Origin of the sequence: Streptomyces sp. NPDC047085 (assembly GCF_040643735.1) — a bacterium.
Classification (GTDB): domain Bacteria; phylum Actinomycetota; class Actinomycetes; order Streptomycetales; family Streptomycetaceae; genus Streptomyces.
The window spans coordinates 69,533-83,325 of sequence record NZ_JBEYUW010000001.1; the positions used below are offsets into that span (position 1 = coordinate 69,533).

At 72.4% G+C, this 13,793-nt stretch carries 13 protein-coding genes; 7 read left to right on the top strand and 6 right to left on the bottom strand.

The annotated features are described in order from the left end of the window. Positions 1-180 precede the first annotated feature (180 nt). The 4 genes from meaB to ABZ865_RS00255 all read right to left on the bottom strand — a co-directional run bounded on the left by meaB (position 181) and on the right by ABZ865_RS00255 (position 5,860). Positions 181-1,185 (bottom strand): methylmalonyl Co-A mutase-associated GTPase MeaB, encoded by a 1,005-nt coding sequence (meaB, locus tag ABZ865_RS00240; protein WP_361221848.1) that lies wholly within the window; start codon positions 1,183-1,185, stop codon positions 181-183. A gap of 6 nt (positions 1,186-1,191) precedes the next feature. Then, positions 1,192-3,366, bottom strand: a complete 2,175-nt coding sequence (gene scpA, locus ABZ865_RS00245) for a methylmalonyl-CoA mutase (protein ID WP_361221850.1) — start codon at positions 3,364-3,366, stop codon at positions 1,192-1,194. Next, positions 3,366-5,171 (bottom strand): methylmalonyl-CoA mutase family protein, encoded by a 1,806-nt coding sequence (locus ABZ865_RS00250; protein ID WP_361221852.1) that lies wholly within the window; start codon positions 5,169-5,171, stop codon positions 3,366-3,368. The genes scpA and ABZ865_RS00250 overlap by 1 nt, the downstream gene beginning before the upstream one ends. A 200-nt stretch (positions 5,172-5,371) precedes the next feature. Further along, positions 5,372-5,860, bottom strand: coding sequence for a MarR family transcriptional regulator (locus tag ABZ865_RS00255; RefSeq protein ID WP_361221854.1), 489 nt, complete (start codon positions 5,858-5,860; stop codon positions 5,372-5,374). 105 nt (positions 5,861-5,965) lie between these two features. Here ABZ865_RS00255 and ABZ865_RS00260 point away from each other — a divergent pair, with 105 nt between their 5' ends. Then, positions 5,966-6,481 (top strand): YceI family protein, encoded by a 516-nt coding sequence (locus ABZ865_RS00260; RefSeq protein WP_361221856.1) that lies wholly within the window; start codon positions 5,966-5,968, stop codon positions 6,479-6,481. On the opposite strand, the gene ABZ865_RS00265 is transcribed toward ABZ865_RS00260, so the two are convergent. Next, positions 6,462-8,201 carry a hypothetical protein gene (locus ABZ865_RS00265; RefSeq protein WP_361221858.1) on the bottom strand — a complete coding sequence of 580 codons (1,740 nt, stop codon included), beginning with the start codon at positions 8,199-8,201 and terminating at the stop codon, positions 6,462-6,464. The genes ABZ865_RS00260 and ABZ865_RS00265 overlap by 20 nt on opposite strands. Before the next feature lie 328 nt (positions 8,202-8,529). Between ABZ865_RS00265 and ABZ865_RS00270 the strand changes: the two genes are divergently transcribed. From ABZ865_RS00270 to ABZ865_RS00285, 4 genes are all read left to right on the top strand, one after another. Next, positions 8,530-8,919 (top strand): cell division protein SepF, encoded by a 390-nt coding sequence (locus tag ABZ865_RS00270; protein WP_361221860.1) that lies wholly within the window; start codon positions 8,530-8,532, stop codon positions 8,917-8,919. A 167-nt stretch (positions 8,920-9,086) separates the two neighbouring features. After that, on the top strand, positions 9,087-10,358 hold the full coding sequence (locus tag ABZ865_RS00275; protein WP_361221862.1) for an ATP-binding protein: 1,272 nt from the start codon (positions 9,087-9,089) through the stop codon (positions 10,356-10,358). After that, a complete protein-coding gene (locus ABZ865_RS00280; protein ID WP_361221864.1) occupies positions 10,355-10,699 on the top strand; it encodes a nucleotide pyrophosphohydrolase in 345 nt (114 codons plus the stop codon). The genes ABZ865_RS00275 and ABZ865_RS00280 overlap by 4 nt, the downstream gene beginning before the upstream one ends. A gap of 224 nt (positions 10,700-10,923) precedes the next feature. Next, positions 10,924-11,409 (top strand): DUF6099 family protein, encoded by a 486-nt coding sequence (locus ABZ865_RS00285; RefSeq protein WP_361221866.1) that lies wholly within the window; start codon positions 10,924-10,926, stop codon positions 11,407-11,409. A gap of 44 nt (positions 11,410-11,453) precedes the next feature. On the opposite strand, the gene ABZ865_RS00290 is transcribed toward ABZ865_RS00285, so the two are convergent. Continuing rightward, positions 11,454-11,603, bottom strand: a complete 150-nt coding sequence (locus ABZ865_RS00290; protein WP_361221868.1) for a hypothetical protein — start codon at positions 11,601-11,603, stop codon at positions 11,454-11,456. 231 nt (positions 11,604-11,834) lie between these two features. Here ABZ865_RS00290 and ABZ865_RS00295 point away from each other — a divergent pair, with 231 nt between their 5' ends. Both ABZ865_RS00295 and ABZ865_RS00300 read left to right on the top strand, forming a co-directional pair. Beyond that, positions 11,835-12,758 (top strand): LLM class F420-dependent oxidoreductase, encoded by a 924-nt coding sequence (locus ABZ865_RS00295; protein WP_361221870.1) that lies wholly within the window; start codon positions 11,835-11,837, stop codon positions 12,756-12,758. Positions 12,759-12,852: 94 nt separating this feature from the next. Continuing rightward, the gene (locus tag ABZ865_RS00300; RefSeq protein WP_361221872.1) at positions 12,853-13,791 is read left to right on the top strand and encodes a hypothetical protein; all 939 of its coding nucleotides are present in this window, start codon (positions 12,853-12,855) and stop codon (positions 13,789-13,791) included. Positions 13,792-13,793 lie beyond the last annotated feature (2 nt).

The following is a 13,793-nucleotide window of genomic DNA, read 5'->3' on the forward strand; positions in this document are numbered from 1 at the left end:
GTGCCCGGTCGGCGGTGATTCCGGTCGGGTAGCCCCTGCCCGCCGGCGGCCATTCCAGCTGGCGGCGGCGTTCGCCCGACCGCGGTCCGGGTTGGGCGGCCCCTCCAGTCGGCGGCGGCCTGCGGCCGACAGCCACGCCGGTGGGCAGCGATCCCTGCCGGCAGCGGCCCGGCCGCTGTGTTACTCGGCGGGGTCCGGGACAGGTCGGCCCTCGAAGGCCCTCAGGATTCGCTCCGCCGCCAGTGTCGCCGTCAACTCGCCGGCCCTGACCTGCTGTTCGAGGAGTGGGGCGGCTTCGCGGACCGCGGGGGAGGCGTGCAGGCGGCCGAGGAGTTCGTCGCGGACCATCGCCCAGGTCCAGCCGACCTGCTGGTCGCGCCGCTTGGCGCTGAGCCTGCCGGTGGAGTCGAGGAGGGTGCGGTGCTGCTCCAGCCGTTCCCAGACCGTGTCCAGCCCCGTCGACTCCCGGGCGCTGCAGTGCAGCACCGGCGGAGTCCAGAACGCCTCCTTGCCGTGCATCAGCCGCAGCGCGCCCGCCAGTTCACGGGCGGCGGCCCTCGCGTCCCGCTCGTGCGGGCCGTCCGCCTTGTTGACGGCGATCACGTCGGCCAGTTCCAGGACACCCTTCTTGATGCCCTGCAACTGGTCGCCGGTGCGGGCCAGGGTCAGCAGGAGGAAGGAGTCGACCATCTCCGCGACCGTCGTCTCCGACTGGCCGACGCCGACGGTCTCGACCAGGATCACGTCGTAGCCGGCGGCCTCCATCACGACCATGGACTCCCGAGTGGCCTTCGCGACCCCGCCCAGCGTGCCCGCGCTGGGGGAGGGGCGGACGAAGGCCGCCGGGTCCACCGCCAGCCGCTCCATCCTGGTCTTGTCGCCCAGGATCGAGCCGCCGGTGCGCGTGGACGACGGGTCCACGGCGAGGACGGCCACGCGATGTCCCAGCGAGGTCAGCATCGTGCCGAACGCGTCGATGAACGTCGACTTGCCGACACCCGGCACCCCGCTGATGCCGATCCGCCGCGCCCGGCCGCTGTGCGGGAGCAGCTCGGTGAGCAACTCCTGTGCCAGCGCCCGGTGTTGCGGCCGGGTGGACTCGACGAGAGTGATCGCGCGGGCCACGATCGCCCGCTTCCCGTCGAGCACACCCTTCACATACGTACCGAGATCGATCGGTGCCATCGCGCGCTACAGATCGTGGCCGAGGTCGGCCGCCAGCCGCTTCACCAGGTTGTACGCCGCGTCCGGGATCACCGTCCCGGGCAGGAACACCTCCGCCGCGCCCATCTCCAGCAGGGTCGGCACATCCTGCGGCGGGATCACGCCGCCGACCACGATCGTGATGTCCTCCCGGCCCTCCTCGGCGAGCTTCTCGCGCAGCGCCGGTACGAGGGTGAGGTGACCGGCCGCCAGCGAGGACACGCCGACCACGTGGACGTCCGCCTCGACCGCCTGCCGGGCGACCTCCTCCGGGGTCTGGAACAGCGGGCCGACATCGACGTCGAAGCCGAGGTCGGCGAAGCCGGTGGCGATCACCTTCTGGCCGCGGTCGTGGCCGTCCTGGCCCATCTTGGCGACCAGGATGCGCGGTCGGCGCCCCTCGGCCTCCTCGAAGGCGTCCACCAGGGCACGGGTGCGGTCCACGGACGGGGACTCCCCGGTTTCGTTGCGGTACACGCCGGAGATCGTACGGATCTGGCTCGCGTGCCGGCCGTACACCTTCTCCAGGGCGTCCGAGATCTCGCCGACGGTCGCCTTGGCGCGGGCCGCGCGCACGGCCAGCTCCAGCAGGTTGCCGTCGCCGTCTGCCGCCCGGGTGAGCGCGTCCAGCGCGTCCCGGCACGCGGTCTCGTCCCGCTCCTCCCGCAGCCGCCGCAGCTTCTCGATCTGCTGGGCGCGCACGGAGGAGTTGTCGACCTTGAGGACCTCGATCGCCTCGTCGTTCGCGACGCGGTACTTGTTGACGCCGATCACCGGCTGGCGCCCGGAGTCGATACGGGCCTGGGTGCGGGCCGCGGCCTCCTCCACGCGCAGCTTCGGGATGCCCGCGTCGATGGCCTGCGCCATGCCGCCCGCCTGCTCGACCTCCTGGATGTGCGCCCAGGCCTTGCGGGCGAGGTCGTACGTCAGCTTCTCGACGTACGCGCTGCCGCCCCACGGGTCGATGACCCGGGTCGTGCCCGACTCCTGCTGGATGAGCAGCTGGGTGTTGCGCGCGATGCGCGCCGAGAAGTCGGTCGGCAGGGCGAGGGCCTCGTCCAGGGCGTTGGTGTGCAGCGACTGGGTGTGGCCCTGGGTCGCCGCCATCGCCTCCACGCACGTACGCGTGACGTTGTTGAACACGTCCTGCGCGGTCAGCGACCAGCCCGAGGTCTGCGAATGCGTGCGCAGGGACAGCGACTTGGTGTTCTTCGGCTCGAACTGCGAGACCAGCTTGGCCCACAGCAGCCGGGCCGCCCGCAGCTTGGCGATCTCCATGAAGAAGTTCATGCCGATCGCCCAGAAGAAGGAGAGCCGGGGCGCGAACGCGTCCACGTCCAGGCCCGCTTCCCGCCCCGCCCGGATGTACTCCACGCCGTCGGCGAGGGTGTACGCCAGCTCCAGGTCGGCCGTCGCGCCCGCCTCCTGGATGTGGTAGCCGGAGATGGAGATGGAGTTGTAGCGGGGCATCCGCTGCGAGGTGTACGCGAAGATGTCGGAGATGATCCGCATCGACGGCTTCGGCGGATAGATGTACGTGTTGCGGACCATGAACTCCTTCAGAATGTCGTTCTGAATGGTTCCGGCCAGCTTCTCGGGCGGTACGCCCTGCTCCTCCGCCGCCACGATGTACAGCGCCAGCACCGGCAGCACGGCGCCGTTCATCGTCATCGACACGGTCATCTTGTCCAGCGGGATGCCGTCGAACAGCTGCCGCATGTCGTAGATCGAGTCGATCGCCACGCCCGCCATGCCGACGTCGCCGGTCACACGCGGGTGGTCGCTGTCGTACCCCCGGTGCGTGGGCAGGTCGAAGGCGACCGACAGGCCCTTCTGACCGGCCGCCAGGTTGCGCCGGTAGAACGCGTTGGACTCCTCGGCGGTGGAGAAGCCCGCGTACTGCCGGATCGTCCAGGGCTGGTTGACGTACATCGTCGGGTAGGGGCCGCGCAGGTACGGCGCCATGCCCGGGTAGGTGCCCAGGAAGTCCAGGCCCTCCAGGTCACGGCCGGTGTACAGCGGCTTGACCCCGATGCCCTCCGGGGTCTCCCACACCGGCGCCTCGCTGCCCGTGGCGTGCTTGACGGCCGTACGCCATTCCGCGTCACCACCCTCGGCGACGGGGGTCCCCAGCTCGATGCCGGAGAAGTCGGGGATTCCCATCAGGACACTCCCATGCGGTCGAGGGTCGCGGACAGGATGTCCACTGCGTCACAGCCCGCGAAGACGTACGAGTCGATACCGGGGTGGTCCCCGCGGCCCGCGAGGAACACATGCCGGGCACCGGCGGCGCGCAGCGACTCGGCGGCCTGCTGGGCCTGTTCGGCGTACAGGGCGTCGCTGGAGCACAGCACGGCCTCGGTGGCGCCGCTGTCCTCGAAGGCGCCCTCGGTGACCGGCTCGATGCCGCCCGCCTGGAAGAGGTTGGCGGCGAAGGTCGAGCGCGCGGTGTACTCGGCGGCCGAGCCGAGCGTGGCGAGGTAGATCCGGGGGCGGGCGCCGGTCGCCGCGAGGTGGGCGTCGGAGCGGGCGCGCAGCGCCTCGTACGCCTCGTCGCGGCGCACCCGGGGCAGCCCGCCGGACGGCGGCTCGGGCGCGGGCTCGCGCTCCACGGGCTTCTCGGAGAGGAGCGGGAACTCGCTGACACCGGTGACCGGTTCGCGGCGCTTGGCGAGCTTCTTGGAGCGCTCCGCCCACGTCGTCGCCAGGTCGGTGCGGATGCGGCCCGAGCGCAGGACGGCCGCCTGGCCGCCGTCCCGCTCGATCGTCCGGAAGAATTCCCAGCCCGCGCGGGCGAGTTCGTCGGTGAGCCGCTCGACGTACCAGGAGCCACCGGCCGGGTCGATGACCCGCGCCAGGTGCGACTCCTCCACCAGGATGGTCGACGTGTTGCGCGCGATGCGGCGGGCGAACGCGTCCGGCAGGCCGAGCGCGTGGTCGAACGGCAGCACGGTCACGGAGTCGGCGCCGCCCACCCCGGCGGCCAGCGTCGCGACCGTCGTGCGCAGCATGTTCACCCACGGGTCGCGGCGGGTCATCATCACCGGCGAGGTCACCGCGTGCTGCACCTGCGCGCCCGCGCCGGGCGCCCCGCACACCTCGGCGACCCGCGCCCACAGCCGGCGCGCCGCGCGCAGCTTGGCGACGGTCAGGAACTGGTCGGCGGTGGCCGCGTACCGGAACTCCAGCTGCCCGGCCGCCTGCTCGACGGACAGCCCCGCCTCGGTCAGCTCGCGCAGGTAGGCCACGCCGGTGGCCAGGGAGGCGCCCAGCTCCTGCGCGGCCGAGCCGCCCGCCTCGTGGTACGGCAGCGCGTCCACGGTGAGCGCGCGCAGGCCCGGGTACCCCTCGGCGCAGCGCGCGGCCAGGGCGGCCACGGGAGCGAAGTCCAGCGCGGTGCCGGTGCGTGCCTCGTACCCGAGCGGGTCGGCGCCCAGACTGCCGCGTACGGCCTTGGGGTCGACGCCCTTCTCCTCGTACAGCCGCAGCAGGGCGGCCGCGGCGGCCTCGGTGTCGCGGCCCGCGTCCAGGACGACCGGCGCCAGGTCGAGGTAGACGCCGTCCAGCGCCCGGTGCAGCTCAGCGACCGGGATGCCGCCCTCGCCCAGCACCAGCCACAGCGAGGTGACGCCGTTCTCCAGGTCGGCCAGCACGGCACCGTCCGCGAGCGCGGCGTGCCGCTGCCGTACGTCCCAGCCGCCCGCGGTGTTCCCCTCGGGGCGGCCGCCGCGCACGAACGGGGCGAAGCCGGGCAGACCGGGGTCGGGCGCGCCGTCGCGCGCGGTGTAGAGGGGCCGGGTGCGCAGCCCGTCCTCCAGCGTCGTGGACAGAGCGTCCTCAGCTGCCGCGCCCGAGACTTCCTTGCCCGACTTGCGCAGCACACCCTCGACCAGGCGTTGCCACTGCTCGTGTGTCGCGTCAGGGAACTCGGCGGCCAGTGAGAGCCCGTCGTCAGGCAGGACCGTCATGGCTCGGATGCTAGGCCAGCCCGCTCAACTGAGTACGGGGTGGGGGCTGTGACCTTGCCCTCTTTGCGGCTGTGACCTGGCTCTCCCGGGGGTGGCGGGGCGTCAGGAGTCAGCGTGTCGGGAGTCCTCGGGGCGGGCCAGGACTCCGGGTGGTCCGGTCAGAACTGCAGGCGGTCCGGTCAGGATTCCGGGTGCTCCGGTCAGGACTCCGGGTGGTCCGGTGCCAGGGAGCAGAAGGCGTCGCGCTGGGCGGGGCCGACGAACTCGGCGAGGGCTTCCTTGACGTTCCGGGCGAGCGGTTCCGAGGCTTCCCGCAGAAGCTCTCGGGCCTTGTCGGTGAGGGAGACCTCCACGCCCCGCTTGTCGCCGCAGACGGACCTGCGGGTGACCAGGCCGGCGTGCTGGAGGCAGGCGATCTGATAGGTGAGCCGGGTCTTGGGGCGGCCCAGGAGTTCGGCGACGCGGGTCATGCGCAGGCCGCCGTGCGGCTGCTCGGCGAGCAGGCACAGGATCAGGAACTCGTCGTGGGAGACGTCGAGGGTCTTCTTCACGACCGACCGCAGCCGCTGCTCGATCGCGCCCGTCGCGGCCACCAGCAGCATCCAGGCGCGCAGCTCGCCCGGGAGGAGCCCGCCGCTCGTGGACGGGCATCCGGGCTGGTCGGCGCAGGGCTCGTCGGTTGCGGTCATGAGGTCGATTCTATCCGTTGTTCAAATTTGGATGGTGTGCTGCTAGCGTGTGCGTCCCGTAGGTCATCCAAATTTGAACGATTGAAAATCGGAAGGGGAACGATCATGGCTGTCGTCGTGGAGACGGGGCTCTGGCAGCTCGACCCGGCCGCGTCCACCGTGGGACTGCGGCACAAGACCTTCTGGGGCCTGGTCACCGTCAAGGGCACGTTCGCCGCCGTCACCGGCGCGGGCGAGGTGCACCCCGACGGCTCGGCCACCGGGACGGTGACCCTGGACGCGGCCTCCCTGGACACCAAGAACGCCAAGCGGGACACGCACCTGCGCTCGGCCGACTTCTTCGACACCGACAACCACCCGGAGATCACCTTCGCGGTGCAGGGCGCCGAGCGTCTGGAGGGCGACACCGCGCGGGTGACCGGTCAGCTGACCGTGCTGGGTGTGAGCAGGCCCCTGACCTTCACCGCGCGCCTCGTTCCGGCGGAGGCCGACGCGCTCACCCTGGAGGCCGAGTTCGGCGTGGACCGCGACCAGTTCGCCATGAGCTGGAACCAGATGGGCATGCTGCGCGGCCTGACCACGGTGACCGCCGCCCTGAAGTTCACCCGCGCCGCGGCCTGACGTCCCGCCCGGCCGGCGGTACGCCCAGCTCGGCCCGTTGTACATCGCGCGTGGAGAGGGTCTGCGGGTCCGCCGTGAAGGCGCGCAGCCGGAAGTGGGCGCTCTTCTTGGCCGGCAGGACGAACCGGCCGGAGGGCGCCCACAGTTCGACGGTCGCCGTGGCGTGCGGCGGGATGGTGGCAGGGCCGCGCGCCAGCGACCAGTACCGGCTCATGCCCTGGCCGACGGTCAGCATGTAGTGCGGGGTGAGCGGATCGCTCCCGGCGTTGGTCACCCGCAGGGTCAGCGCGGACACCGCGTCCCCCGAGGCCCGGCGCACCGCAGCGACATCCATCCGCAGCGGGGGCCGGCCCGTCACCGCCAGAGCGGCGCTCACCAGCGCGGGCAGGACGAGCAGGACCACCGCGCCGACCAGTGCCGGGCGGCGGCGCGCCCCCGTGAGCCACCGGGGGCGCGGCTGCCAGGCGCGCGCGAAGTCCGACAGCGGCACGGTGATCGCCGCCGCGAGCCACAGCGGGGTCATCATCAGGTAGTAGCCGTCCTGGGACCGGGTCGCCAGGTAGAAGGCGCACCAGGGCAGCACGGTCGCCGCCGGCCCCAGCCGCCGTACGAACAGCGCGAACAGCGCCAGCAGGGCCGTGGCGAGCAGCGCGCTCGCGTGGCCGTACCAGTCGAGCCGGTCGCTGCCGTGCGTGAAGTACAGCGAGATGCCGACCAGACCCTGCCCGTGCAGCACGGCGCCCTGGGTCAGGGGCAGCGCGATCCCGCCGAGCCAGGAGCCCGGTTCGCGCACGACGAAGTACGCGTTGACCAGCAGCCACGTCGCCGCGGCGACGCCGAGGATCCGCAGCACCACCAGTCCGGCCGCGCGGCCGCCCAGTTCGCCCCGGCGCACGGCGTAGACCCCGGCCAGCAGGAACGGCGTCACGAACCACGGCAGTTGCTGGGCCGCGCACGCCGCGCCCAGGCACGCGGCCCGCGCGATCCCGGCCGCGCCGAGCCGGCCGCCCGCGCCGATCCGCGGCCAGCGGACCACCACCGGGACCAGCAGGGCCATGGCGACGATGGCCGGATAGCCCTGACGGCCGTACGTCGGCAGGAAACCGAACCCCAGACAGACCATCGTCGCCGCCGACCGCCACGGCCCCGGCAGCATCCGCCACAGCACCACGGCGCCGGCGAGGAGCGCGGCCGTCGCCGCCGCGGTCGCCGGGGCGCCGCCGTGCCCCAGCCACAGGAAGGGCGCGGTCAGCAGCGGGGTGAGCGGGGGATACCCGTACGTGAAGTCGTACCCGCCGCTTGTCGTCGGCGTCAGCGCGATGCCCTTGCCGTGGAACAGCCAGGGCCACGGCCGGCCGTAGACCGCGTGCCCGCTCACGAACTCCCGCGCGGCCTGGGTGGTCAGGGCCGCCTCGTCGCCGCCCGCGTGGTTCAGCGCCCAGTTGCACAGGGTGAGGGTGAGCGCGGTCAGCAGCACCACGAGGTCCAGGCGGGCCAGGGAGCGGGCCCGGCGGACCGTCAGGGCGAGGACACCGCTCACCAGGATCGAGGCGTAGCAGACGGAGATGACCCCCGCGAGGACGAGGCGGTGCGAGGCGGCCTGCGTCCACACCGAGCGGGTGCCGATGAACAGGCTCACGTCGGCGAGCAGGGTCAGCACGCGGTGCCACTGCGCGGGCGCGCCGGGGGTCACGGCCTGGACGCCCGGGCCGGCGGGCACCGCCGGCCGGGTCCGCCGACCGGGTGTCACCCACTGTTCGCCCGTACGTCGTTCCGCACGTCGTCCTGCGGCTTGTTCTGCTTGGTGTTCTGCCAAGTGCACGGCCCCGGACGCTAACGGCGGCCGGTGAGCGGCACGCGGAGCGCGGTGAAGAGTCGGGTGTGAGGGCGGTAAGAAGCGGGCGAATGCGCACATGTGCCCCCGTGGCGAGGCGGAGGGAGAGGGGCCGGATCGGTCGCGCAGCGTGTCGTTGTTGGGCCGAACGGGTGACTTGGCGTAAGAATTGGCTGGTGCAGGCATCGAGTGCGAGTCAGGTCAGGGGGAGCCGGTGAGCCGTTACGACGTCACCGATGAACAGTGGGAAGGGCTCGCCCAGGTCGTGCCGCTGCGGGGCCGGGACGCCTGGCCGTCCGCGGTGAGCCACCGCTCGCTGCCGGACGACGAGACGGAGACCCGGCGCCGGTTCGTCGTCCTGCGGGTCAACGTCTTCGCGGACGCCCGCGAGGTCGCCGAGACGCTGATGGCCGGGGTGCCGGTCCTGCTGGACCTGTCCGGCGCGGAGGGCGAGGTCGCCAAGCGCGTCCTCGACTTCAGCACCGGCGTCGTCTTCGGCCTGGGCAGCGGGATGCACCGCGTCGACCGGAACGTCTTCCTGCTCACCCCGCCCGGTACGGAGGTCAGCGGGCTGATGCAGGGGGCGGGGGCCTCCGGCGGCTGACCGGCAGCCGCTGCTGTCCGGCGCCCACTGCCGACCTGCGCTCATAGGATCATCGGAAGGTCCGGGCGGCGCGGAGGGTTGTGCGGTGCGCGCCGCCCTTCCCCCGATCGTAGGAAGGTCCGAGGGTAAAACGGTTCACCGTTCGGGCGGGGTCATACGGTCCACACATGGCCGTGCCTTCCGGGTCCGCCGCGCCCGCCGTACCGTCCGGGGCTTCCGCTTCGCCCGGGTCCCCCGTGCCGTCGGAAGCCTCGTCCGGGGCTGCGCTGCCGCCGGACGCCCCACCCGCGCCGGACGCCCCCGTCGCCCCTCTCGACGTACGAGTCGACGTACGAGCCCGCATCACCGAGTTACGGCTCTCCGCCTTCGCCGGGCATCGGCGGGCCGCGTTCCCCCTGGGGCCCGTCACCCTGTTCGCCGGGCCCAGCGGAGCGGGCAAGTCGACCGCGTTCGCGGCGTTCGAGGCGCTCGCCCGGCTCGGGGGCGGGCTGCCGCTCGCGCAGGTGTTCCCGGACCCGGCCGCCTGGGTGCCGGAGCGGGCGCGGCCCGATGCCGAGGGGCGGCGCGGATTCCGGATCGGCTGTACGGCCGACGGCGCCGAGGGGCCGGTCCGGCTCGACCTCGCCGTACAGGCCGAGCCGCACCTGCGGATCGTGGGCGAACGGCTGTCCGCGCGCGGGGTCGTCCTGCTGGAGACCGCCCTGCGCGACCCGGGCCGCCGGACCGTCCAGGCCGCCTGGCACACCGCGGGCTCCGCCCCGGTGACCCGCGCGCCGCTCCCCGACGACCGGCTCGGCACCGCCCTGCTGCCGTTGCGCGTGGCCGGGAAGACGGACGGACAGCGGCAGGTGCTGGCCGCCGCCGAGCAGATGGTCGTCGCCCTGCGCTCCGTCTTCGCGTGCGATCCGCATCCCGAGTACATGCGCATCCCCGTCCCCACGGGCTCGGGGCACCTCCTGCCCGGCTGCGACAACCTCGCCGACGTGCTCGGCCGCACCCGGTCGGAGTGCGGGCGCCGGCACGCGCTGCTGGTCGAGGTGCTGCGCGCGGGGTGCGCCGGACCGGTGGCCGACCTGGTCGCCGAGGTCCTGCCCGACGGCACCGTACGGGCGCTGCTCGACCGGGGCGACGGCCACCGCACGGATCTGGCGCGGCTCGGCGACGGCGAGTTGCGGTACATCGCGCTGGCCCTCGTCCTGCTGACCGGGCCGGGCGTGCTGGACGTGGACACGCCCGGCGAGGTGCCGGACGCGCTGCGCACGCTCACCGTCCTCGCCGACGGCCTCGACCGCTCTCTGGACCCGCACCAGCGCCGCGAACTGCTGCGGACGGCGGCCCGGATGGGCGAGCGCGGCCACATCCGCTGTGTGGGCGCGGTGAGCGACGCCTCGTGGGCCGCGGGGACGCCGGGCGTCACAGTGGTACACCTGAACCCGTGACGGAACACCCTGACCTGGCCGGACTCCAGCGCAGGCTGGCCGAATTCGCGGCCGCGCGCAACTGGCAGCCCTACCACACCCCGAAGAACCTCGTGGCCGCCCTCAGCGTGGAGGCCTCCGAACTGGTCGAGATCTTCCAGTGGCTGACCCCGGAGCAGTCGGCCCGTGTCATGGACGACCCCGACACCGCGCACCGCGTCACCGACGAGGTCGCCGACGTCCTCGCCTACCTCCTCCAGCTGTGCGAGGTCCTCGGCATCGATCCGCTGGCCGCCCTCTCCGCCAAGATCGACCGCAACGAGGACCGCTTCCCGGCCCCGGGAGCCGAGGACGCCCCCTAGGGGGTGTCGTTTGGCTCATCCCGGCGCCCCCTCCGCCCGAACTGCCGGACTCGTCCCCTCCGTTATCACTCTATGGAGTCAATCTCCGTGCCGAATCCGAATTGTTGTCCACAGATTTCCGTCTTCCTCTGGCTTTTCGCCCCATAGACCCTCACGCTGGGTAGTGGACAAGGGAGTTCACGCACGCGTGCGGAGAAGCACGGCGGACCGGACGGGGGCAACGGATGGACGCGGTACGGCTCATCGACACGAGCAGGCGGGCCCTGACGGGAGGCGCCGACGCGCCCGAGGTCATGGCGGAGGTGTGGCAGGCCCAGGCCCTGGCGCAGGCGATCGGCAGTCGTCTCGCCGTGTCCGGGCCACCCGAACTGCGGGGCGAGGCGCTGGGCCTCACCGAGCTGGCGGGCCGGGGCTGCGGCGTCCTCGACCCTCCCGAACTCGACTCCGGCGACCTGCGCGCCGCCCAGCTCACCGAACTGGCCGACGCCCGCCAGACACTCCTGTGCCTCGGCGGCCTGCTCGGCGAGGTGGGCATAGCCCTGGTCGGCCTGGCCAGCGCCGCGGCCGACGAGACGACGTACTGGCAGTGCATGGAGGCCATCGACGCGGCCGACGAGTCCCGGGACCGCGTCCTGGAGATGCTGCGCAAGCTGGCCGCGCGGGAGGAGATGCTGCCGGAGGGGGCGAAGGACAGCCCGTCGGGGGTGTGAGACCGGGGCGGAAACGTCAGCGGGCCGCGGTCACCGGGCCCGGCTCACCCTGGCTCGCCCTCCTTGGGCGACGTCCGCCCCGGCCCCCCGGCCGCCTGCAGATCCTCCAGCGCCGACAGATCCGCGTTCAGCGCGGCCATCAGCTCCTCCATCTGTTCCAGCAGCCCCTTCGGGGGAACGGACTCCTCGGACATGGCGACTTCCTCCTCGGCGTGGCCCGGCAGGGCACCGGCTCCGACGGCCCAACGGTCACCATCAAGAGCTGGTCACTGCGCGGAACGACCCCCGCACGCACGGTGCGCGATTTTCACCCGCGCCGGTGGATGACCGGTCGTTGGCCGCTGGATGGCCGACGGATGCCGGTGGACGGCCGTGCCGGGCGGTGCCGGTGAGGTCGGCGGGGCGAATGCGTGCACGATGGATGTATGGACCTTCGAATTTTCACCGAGCCCCAGCAGGGGGCGACGTACGACACCCTGCTCACCGTGGCGAAGGCCACCGAGGATCTCGGCTTCGACGCCTTCTTCCGGTCGGACCACTATCTGCGCATGGGCAACGTGAGCGGTCTGCCCGGCCCCACCGACGCCTGGATCACACTGGCCGGCCTGGCCCGTGAGACCAGGCGCATCCGCCTCGGCACCCTGATGACCGCCGGCACCTTCCGGCTGCCCGGCGTGCTCGCCGTCCAGGTGGCGCAGGTCGACCAGATGTCCGGCGGCCGCGTCGAACTCGGCCTCGGCGCGGGCTGGTTCGAGGAGGAGCACAGGGCGTACGGCATCCCCTTCCCGAAGGAGAGGTTCGGGCGCCTGGAGGAGCAGCTGGAGATCGTCACCGGCCTGTGGGCGACCGAGGTCGGCAAGACCTTCGACTTCCACGGCACGTACTACGACCTCGCCGACTCGCCCGCACTGCCCAAGCCCGCCCAGGGCAAGGTTCCGGTCATCATCGGCGGCCACGGCGCGACCCGCACGCCCCGCCTCGCGGCCCGCTACGCCGACGAGTTCAACATTCCGTTCGCCTCGGTCGAGGACAGCGAGCGGCAGTTCGGCCGGGTGCGCGCCGCCGCCGAGCAGGCGGGCCGCGCCGCGGACGCGCTGACCTACTCCAACGCGCTCGTGGTGTGCGTGGGCTGGGACGACCGGGAGGTCGCCCGGCGCGCCGCGGCGATCGGCCGTGAGGTCGACGAACTGAAGGCCAACGGCCTGGCGGGCTCCCCGGCCGAGGTGGTGGACAAGATCGGCCGGTACGCCGCGGTCGGCTCCCGGCGGATCTACCTCCAGCTCCTCGACCTCGACGACCTCGACCACCTGGAGCTGATCTCGGCCCAGGTCCAGTCACAGCTGTCGTGATCCGCCACCACGGGCTCGGTCTCCGTCTACACCGCGTTCCGGAACTGTGGGCTCCATCACGGCGCCCATGATCAAGGACTGATCGGATGACCCGGTGCGCAAAGTCCTCCCTCTCGCCCTCACCGGTCTGTTCGCCCTGACGGCCTGCCAGGCGGCCGGTCACGACGACCCCGCCGACCAGGCCCGCGACCTCAACACCATGTCGGCGTTCCCGCTGCACGCCTACATCCCGGACCCCGCGTCGGACGGCGGAAAGGCCATCAGCCGGGCGCAGTGGATCCTCGGGAAGCAGTGCATGGTCCGGCTCGGCTTCGCCGGCTTCGCGGCGCTCGACACCAAGGGCCTCGAGTCGACCTATCCGGTCCGGCAGGGCAGGCTCGCGCACCGGAGCAGGGTCGGTGACGACACCCCGTACGGTGTCGTCGACCCCGACCTGGCGGCCGAGCACGGCTACCACAACCAGCAACCGGACACCTCCGCCCAGCCCCTGGAGTGGGCCGCCGACCAGTACACCGCCCTCACCGGCACCTTCGAGTCCGGCGACAGCCACGTCACGCACGGGCACCGCATCCCCGAGGGCGGCTGCCTGGGACAGGCGACCCGGAAGATCTACGGCGCTCCGCCCGAGACGACGAAGGTCAACGGCCTGAAGCTGTCCGGCTATTACTCGCTGGCCCTCGAATTCTGGTACGAGTCCCAGAAGGAGGCGCGGAAGGACCCGGCCTGGAAGAAGGCCGACCGCGCCTGGTCGGCGTGCATGAAGAAGAAGGGTTTCCGCTACCCCGATCCGGACAAGGCGTCCACGGACTTCGACTGGTACCGGAACGAGAAGCCGTCGGGCAAGGAGAAGGAGACCGCGGCCGCCGACGCCCGGTGCAAGCTCGACACCGACTACGTCCCGGCCGTGTACTCCCTCGAAGCGCGCGAACAGAAGACCCTCATCAGCAAGAACAAGGAGAAGCTCAACGCTCTGCGGTCGGCCGATGCACGGGCGGTGAGGAACGCCCGGACGATCGTCAAGGACGCCGCGTGAAA